This window comes from Pseudomonas sp. (genome assembly GCF_026224925.1).
Classification (GTDB): Bacteria; Pseudomonadota; Gammaproteobacteria; order Pseudomonadales; family Pseudomonadaceae; genus Aquipseudomonas.
On the sequence record NZ_JAMFRV010000594.1, the window covers coordinates 1 to 1,501 of the forward strand.

Consider the following 1,501-nt stretch of genomic DNA (forward strand, 5'->3'; position numbering starts at 1 on the left):
CCAGGCCATGCACCAGCAGGCTCGCAAAAGACCTTCGGCAGCATGCGGCTGGGTTTTCAAACGACGTAAATAACCCCGCAGCCGATCACGGCCTGTTTTACCGCGATTAAACGCTAAAATCGCCCGCTGCTGGGCGGGCTCACTCAAGTCCATGCGGCGCATTTCCACGCGCGCTTGTTGAATATGTCCGTCGACTACACGGCCGTCGGTCTTGGCTAAGCGCCCGAGCAGGATGAACAATAATTCGTCATCACGGGGAACCGCTCGCCCGCCCAAACGCTCGCGCAAGTGTGCCCAACTGTGCAGGGCCAAACGCCGGTCCAACGCTTGGCCAAGTAATGCCCCGAGCAACGCGCCCGGAATACTGGCGATAGCAAACCCGGCTCCAGCACCGATCAACGTACTTGGCCACAGCATCTAGCGACTCACCGCAAGCAATCGCTCGACTTCAGCGAGACGTTCGTGGGTACCGACATCAACCCACTGCCCGCCGAAGTGTTCGCCCGAGACCAAGTCGTGCGCCATGGCTTTACGCAGTAGTGGCGCCAGCTTGAAGGCGCCCGCTTCACTGCCATCGAACAACTGCGGATGCAAAATGGCCATGCCGCTGTAGGTCAAACGCGGCGCGTTCTGGCTGTGCTCAACGTGACCGTCCACCAAGGCAAAATCACCCGCCAAGTGGTGCGCAGGGTTGTCCACAAGGACCAAGTGCGCCAACCCCGCGATAGGCCGATGCAGGTTAGCAAAGTCGTAGTCAGTCCAGATGTCGCCATTGACCACCAGAAACGGCTTATTACCCAGCAACGGCAGGGCGCGGAAAATTCCGCCACCGGTTTCCAGCGGCTCACCTTCTGCCGAATAACGAATGCTCAACCCAAACTGCTCCCCGTCACCGAGGTAGTCCTCGATCTGCTGACCCAGCCAGGCGTGGTTAATTACGACCTCGGTAAAGCCTGCCGCGTGTAAAGCCCGCAGGTGGTATTCAATCAATGGCACACCCCCGGCACGCACCAATGGCTTGGGCGTGTGCAAGGTCAGCGGGCGCAGGCGTTCGCCCTTACCCGCAGCGAGAATCATCGCCTTCATGCGTTTACTACCGTCATCTTCATACAGCTCCAACTGGTTGACGCAGACTTGCCAACAACTCACCCAGCTCAGCCAGCTCCGGTCGCCGTGCCAATACCGCTTCTATATAAGCAAAGAAACGGGGCACGTCAGCCAAGTAGCGAGGCTTGCCATCACGGTGGCAAATGCGCGCAAAAATACCGATCACCTTCAAATGCCGCTGCACGCCCATCAAATCACTGGCACGCAGAAAGTCTTCAAATTCGTTTTGCACTGGAATACCCAGCTTTCCGGCGGCTTGCCAGTATGCCCTCAGCCAGCCTTCCACACGCTCTTCAGGCCAGCTCAGGAACGCATCCTTAAACAGGCAAGTCACGTCGTAAGTCACCGGGCCATATACCGCATCCTGGAAATCCAGCACGCCGGGATTCGGCTC

General features: G+C 58.4%; 2 protein-coding genes and 1 pseudogene. All 3 read right to left on the bottom strand.

Going from position 1 to position 1,501, the window contains the following annotated elements; translation table 11 throughout:
- Nucleotides 1-417: pseudogene (locus M0974_RS24705) on the bottom strand (molecular chaperone DjlA); the annotation flags it as partial.
- Entirely contained in the window at nucleotides 418-1,086 is a 669-nt protein-coding gene (gene murU / locus M0974_RS24710) for an N-acetylmuramate alpha-1-phosphate uridylyltransferase MurU (protein WP_297843217.1), read from the bottom strand.
- Nucleotides 1,087-1,105: 19 nt separating this feature from the next.
- On the bottom strand, nucleotides 1,106-1,501 hold a 396-nt coding region (locus M0974_RS24715; RefSeq protein WP_297843214.1), incomplete at its 5' end, for a phosphotransferase.